This is a genomic window from Streptomyces alkaliterrae (assembly GCF_007097205.2).
GTDB classification, from domain to species: domain Bacteria; phylum Actinomycetota; class Actinomycetes; order Streptomycetales; family Streptomycetaceae; genus Streptomyces; species Streptomyces alkaliterrae.
In genome coordinates this window covers 1-5,744 of sequence record NZ_VJYK02000336.1, presented here as the reverse complement: position 1 = coordinate 5,744, position 5,744 = coordinate 1, and the positions used below count along the sequence as shown (strand labels likewise).

General features: G+C 73.7%; 4 protein-coding genes and 1 pseudogene. All 5 read left to right on the top strand.

What is annotated here, in order from left to right; genetic code table 11:
* On the top strand, positions 1-2,540 hold a 2,540-nt coding region (gene infB / locus FNX44_RS23025; RefSeq protein WP_228450132.1), incomplete at its 5' end, for a translation initiation factor IF-2.
* Between the two features lie 220 nt (positions 2,541-2,760).
* A complete protein-coding gene (locus FNX44_RS23020) occupies positions 2,761-3,054 on the top strand; it encodes a DUF503 domain-containing protein (RefSeq protein WP_143650708.1) in 294 nt (97 codons plus the stop codon).
* 79 nt (positions 3,055-3,133) lie between these two features.
* On the top strand, positions 3,134-3,589 hold the full coding sequence (rbfA, locus tag FNX44_RS23015; RefSeq protein ID WP_143650707.1) for a 30S ribosome-binding factor RbfA: 456 nt from the start codon (positions 3,134-3,136) through the stop codon (positions 3,587-3,589).
* Complete coding sequence (gene truB / locus FNX44_RS23010) at positions 3,586-4,512, top strand: tRNA pseudouridine(55) synthase TruB (protein WP_143650706.1); 927 nt, start codon at positions 3,586-3,588, stop codon at positions 4,510-4,512. The genes rbfA and truB overlap by 4 nt, the downstream gene beginning before the upstream one ends.
* Before the next feature lie 252 nt (positions 4,513-4,764).
* A pseudogene (locus tag FNX44_RS23005) lies at positions 4,765-5,744 on the top strand (serine protease); the annotation flags it as partial.

The window sequence follows — 5,744 nt, the reverse complement described above, 5'->3', positions numbered from 1 at the left end:
GCGGCGCCCGTCCAGGGCCGGCCGGTCAGGGCGGTCCCCGCCCGCAGGCCCCCGGTGGCGGTCGCGCCACGCCGGGCAACATGCCGCGTCCGCAGGCCGGTCCCGGTCAGGGCGGTCCGCGTCCGGGTAACAACCCCTTCACCTCCGGCGGTTCCACGGGCATGGCCCGGCCGCAGGCTCCGCGCCCCGGCGGCGCGCCCAAGCCGGGCGGCGCCCGTCCAGGGCCGGCCGGTCAGGGCGGTCCCCGCCCGCAGGCCCCCGGTGGCGGTCGCGCCACGCCGGGCAACATGCCGCGTCCGCAGGCCGGTCCCGGTCAGGGCGGTCCGCGTCCGGGCGGCGGCAACCGTCCGAACCCGGGCATGATGCCGCAGCGTCCCGCCGCCGGCCCGCGTCCGGGTCCCGGCCGCGGTGGTCCGGGTGGTCCGGGCGGCCGTCCCGGTGGTCCCGGTGGCCGTCCCGGTGGCGGCGGCGGTCGTCCCGGTGGCGGCGGCTTCGCCGGTCGTCCCGGTGGTGGCGGCGGCGGTGGCTTCGCCGGTCGTCCGGGTGGTCCCGGTGGCGGCGGCGGTCGTCCCGGCTTCGCCGGTCGTCCGGGTGGTCCCGGCGGCCGCGGCGGCACACAGGGCGCCTTCGGTCGTCCCGGCGGCCCGGCCCGTCGCAACCGCAAGTCGAAGCGGCAGCGGCGCCAGGAGTACGAGCAGATGCAGGCGCCGTCCATCGGCGGCGTGATGCTTCCGCGTGGCAAGGGCGAGGCGGTCCGCCTCTCCCGTGGCGCCTCGCTCACCGACTTCGCGGAGAAGATCAACGCGAACCCGGCGGCCCTGGTCCAGGTGATGTTCAACCTGGGCGAGATGGTCACCGCGACGCAGTCCGTGTCGGACGAGACGCTGACGCTCCTCGGCGAGGAGATGAACTACGTCGTCCAGATCGTCAGCCCGGAGGAGGAGGACCGCGAGCTTCTCGAGTCCTTCGACATCGACTTCGGCGAGGACGAGGGCGGCGAGGAGGCCCTGGTCGCGAGGCCGCCGGTGGTCACCGTCATGGGCCACGTCGACCACGGTAAGACGCGTCTTCTCGACGCCATCCGCAAGACCAACGTCATCGAGGGTGAGGCCGGCGGCATCACCCAGCACATCGGCGCCTACCAGGCGAAGACCGAGGTCAACGGCGAAGAGCGGAAGATCACCTTCATCGACACCCCGGGTCACGAGGCGTTCACCGCCATGCGTGCCCGCGGCGCCAAGTCGACCGACATCGCGATCCTCGTGGTGGCGGCCAACGACGGTGTGATGCCGCAGACGATCGAGGCCCTGAACCACGCCAAGGCGGCCGACGTGCCGATCGTGGTCGCGGTCAACAAGATCGACGTCGAGGGCGCGGACCCGACCAAGGTGCGCGGTCAGCTGACCGAGTACGGCCTGGTGGCCGAGGAGTACGGCGGCGACACCATGTTCGTCGACATCTCCGCCAAGCAGGGCCTGCACATCGACAGCCTGCTGGAGGCCGTGGTCCTCACCGCCGACGCGGCGCTGGACCTGCGGGCCAACCCGGAGCAGGACGCCCAGGGCATCGCGATCGAGGCCCACCTGGACCGCGGTCGCGGCGCCGTCGCCACGGTGCTCGTGCAGCGCGGCACCCTGCGGGTCGGCGACACGATGGTCGTCGGCGACGCCTACGGCCGCGTCCGGGCCATGCTCGACGACAAGGGCAGCAACATCGAGGAAGCCGGTCCCGCGACCCCCGTCCTCGTGCTCGGTCTGACCAACGTGCCCGGTGCCGGCGACAACTTCCTGGTTGTCGACGAGGACCGCACGGCACGCCAGATCGCCGAGAAGCGCGCCGCCCGCGAGCGGAACGCCGCGTTCGCCAAGCGCACCCGCCGGGTCTCCCTGGAGGACCTGGACAAGGTGCTCAAGGCGGGCGAGGTCCAGCAGCTCAACCTCATCATCAAGGGCGACGCGTCCGGTTCGGTCGAGGCCCTGGAGTCCTCGCTGCTCCAGCTCGACGTCGGCGAGGAGGTCGACATCCGGGTGCTGCACCGCGGCGTCGGTGCGGTCACCGAGTCGGACATCAACCTGGCCTCCGGCTCGGACGCCATCGTCATCGGCTTCAACGTCCGCGCCGAAGGCCGCGCGACGCAGATGGCCGAGCGCGAGGGCGTCGACGTCCGCTACTACTCGGTCATCTACCAGGCGATCGAGGAGATCGAGGCGGCCCTCAAGGGCATGCTCAAGCCGGAGTACGAAGAGGTCGAGCTGGGCACGGCGGAGATCCGCGAGGTCTTCCGCTCCTCCAAGCTGGGCAACATCGCGGGTGTTCTCATCCGCTCCGGCGAGGTCAAGCGGAACTCCAAGGCGCGCCTGCTGCGGGACGGCAAGGTCGTCGCGGAGAACCTCACCATCGAGGGTCTGCGCCGCTTCAAGGACGACGTCACCGAGATTCGCGAGGGCTTCGAGGGCGGTATCAACCTCGGCGGCTACAACGACATCAAGGTCGACGACGTCATCGCCACCTACGAGCTGCGCGAGAAGCCGCGCGGCTGACGGTGACCGGCTCCCGGGGCCGGTCGGTGAAGCAGCCCGCTTCACCGGCCGGCCCCGGCCCGTGCCCGGCCAGGCGGGGGCAAAACCCCGTCGATCACGTCGGTGGCGGCGTGTACCGTTTCCTGGTGACCGCCCGCCGGCGCCCGGCCGGCGGGGACGAGCCCGATGCACCCGTCCGTATCGATCCCAAGGCCTCACGGGTCGGCTTGACCCGCAGTGCATGTACACAGGGACCCTGTCCTTCGACCTGCTGCTCGGCGACGTGCGCTCGCTGAAGCAGAAGCGGTCGGTCGTCCGCCCCCTCGTCGCCGAGCTGCAGCGCAAGTACGCCGTCAGCGCCGCCGAGGTGGGGGAGCAGGACCTCCACCGCAGAGCGGTGATCGGCGTCGCGCTTGTCAGCGGCGACGCCGGGCACCTGTCCGACGTACTGGACCGTTGCGAGCGGCTGGTGGCCGCCCGCCCCGAGGTCGAGCTGCTGTCCGTACGGCGGCGCCTCCACGGGGACGACGACTGACCCGACGGCCCGGCCGCTCCCACGCGGCCACGGCCGACACGACCGCACGAGACTGACCACACAGAGAGAAGTGAGCCGCATGACCGACACCGCGCGGGCACGCAAGCTGGCTGACCGCATCCGGGTCGTCGTCGCTGAGACGCTGCAGCGACGCATCAAGGACCCGCGGCTCGGCTATGTGACCATCACCGACACCCGGGTGACCGGCGACCTCCGCGAGGCGACCGTGTTCTACACGGTCTACGGCGACGACCAGGAGCGCGAGGCCTCGGCCGCCGCCCTGGAGTCCGCCAAGGGCGTGCTGCGTTCCGAGGTCGGACGGCAGACCGGGGTGCGCTTCACCCCGACGCTGACGTTCGTCCCCGACGCCCTGCCGGAGAACGCCCGCACCATCGACGACCTGCTCGCCAGGGCCAAGGCGTCGGACGAGCAGGTCCGGGAGGCGTCCTCGGGTGCCGCCTACGCCGGCGAGGCCGACCCCTACCGCAAGCCCGCCGACGAGGCGGACGAGGACGGCGAGGGCACCCGAGCGTGACCGAGCAGAAGAGCGGGAAGCCCGTCCGGGGCGGCGACAGCGCCCCGGACGGCCTGGTCGTCGTCGACAAGCCGGCCGGTTTCACCTCGCACGACGTCGTCGCCAAGATGCGCGGCATCGCCCGCACCCGCCGCGTCGGGCACGCCGGCACCCTCGACCCGATGGCCACCGGCGTCCTGGTCCTCGGCATCGGCCGGGCCACCAGGCTGCTGGGCCACCTCGCCCTCACCGAGAAGGAGTACGTCGCGACGGTCCGGCTCGGCCAGGACACCGTCACCGACGACGCCGAGGGCGAGCTCACCTCCGGCACCCCGGCGCACGGGCTGAGCAGGGAAGCCGTCGACGCCGCCGTGGCGCTGCAGACGGGCGCCGTCATGCAGGTGCCCTCGAAGGTCAGCGCCGTGAAGGTGGACGGCAAGCGGTCCTACGCGCGGGTCCGGGAGGGCGAGGAGGTCGAGCTGGCCGCCCGGCCGGTCACGATCTCCTCCTTCCTCGTCCACGACGTGCGCGAGGAGGTCGCCGAGGACGGCACCCCGGTCACCGACCTGCTGATCTCGGTGACCTGCTCGTCCGGCACCTACATCCGGGCCATCGCCCGGGACCTCGGCGCGGAGCTGGGCGTCGGCGGGCACCTCACCGCCCTGCGCCGCACCCGGGTCGGGCCCTACGGGGTGGCCGAGGCCCGCACCCTGGACCAGCTCCAGGAGTCGCTCGAGGTCATGCCGCTGGCCACCGCCGCCGCGCGGGCGTTCCCCCGCTGGGACCTTCCGGAGCGGCAGGCGAAGCTGCTGTGCAACGGAGTGCAGCTCGCGATGCCCGAGCTGCCGCCCGGCCCGATCGCCGCCTTCGGCCCCGAAGACCGCTTCCTGGCGCTGGTCGAGGAGCGCGGCGGGAAGGCCAGGAGCCTGGCTGTCTTCGCCTGAGCCGGCGCCGCGAGGCCCGACGATCCCGGACCCGGTCGGTGAACCCACCGACCGGGTCCGGTCGTTCCCCGCCACGTGCCGCCTGCCGCGACGCACCTCCGCGAGCGTCCACCGCCGCGGCGAGGTTCACCCCTACGAGCGGGCGCTCGAGGTGAACCCCCGGCGCGCCGGGGGGCGCGTTCGCCGAACCGGGCGGTACCACCCGTTCCGCGGGCATAACGTCTGCAGAGCGGCACGGGAGGTTCAGCGACGATGGCAGTACCCGCGGAGCCCGTGCTGATCCAGCTCTGCGACCTGGCGGGGCGGGCACGGGGCACCGGCTTCCTCGCCGACGACCTGGGCACGCTGGTCACCACGCACGAGGCCGTCGACGGGCTCAGCAGGCTTGTGCTGCGCGCCCCCGGCGGCGCCGGCGAGATCGCCGAGACGGCCGCCATCACCCCGCTGCCGGGCTGCGACCTCGCGCTGGTGGCCACCAGCGGCCTGAGCGCCCACCCCCTGGTCGTGGCGACCGAGCGACCCCCCGGCATCACGGTCCTGGTGTGGTTCGACCGCTGGCTGCCGGCGAACGTCACCGGCCTCGCGGACGTCACCTACACGGCCACCGACCGCTTCCACACCATCGAAGGCGCCCTCGAACTCGACCTGCCCCCGCAGATCACCGACCAGCTCCGGCTGAACGCCCGGGCCACCGGCGCCCCCGTGCTCGACGCGGCGACCGGCGCCGTCGTCGGCGTCCTGGCCGGCGCCGTCCACACCCCCTACCGGGCGAGCGGCTTCGCGCTGCCGCTCCGGGCCTCCGCAGGTTCACCGCCGGAGGCCCAACGCGCCCCGCTGGAGCGGCTGCTGGCCCGCAACGACGCCACCGTGCCGGGCTGGGGCCGCGATCTCAACCTCGCCGGCGCCCTCCAACTCACCGGTGCCACCGTCGCCACCGCAACCGCCGCCCTCACCGCACCCGGCAGACGACACCCCCGCCCCGACGTCGAGCGGGAACTCCGCGACTTCGGCGAGTCCGACGCCTGCGTCCTGGCCCTCGTCGGCGACCCCGGCACCGGCCGCAGCACGGAACTGGCCGCCTGGGCGGCCCGCCGCGCCGCCGGATCGACACCGCGGCCGACCGTCTGGCTGCGCGGCGCGGACCTCCGCGCCGACGACAGCGGACTGCGTGACGCCCTCGCCCGGACGCTCGCCGAAGCCGGCCGCGTCGCCGGTTCCCTCCCGCCACCGCC

Coding starts and splice junctions, on each gene's coding strand:
- rbfA (WP_143650707.1), top strand. CDS start 3,134: ATGACCGACACCGCGCGGGCACGCAAGCTGGCTGACCGCATCCGGGTC.
- FNX44_RS23020 (WP_143650708.1), top strand. CDS start 2,761: ATGTACACAGGGACCCTGTCCTTCGACCTGCTGCTCGGCGACGTGCGC.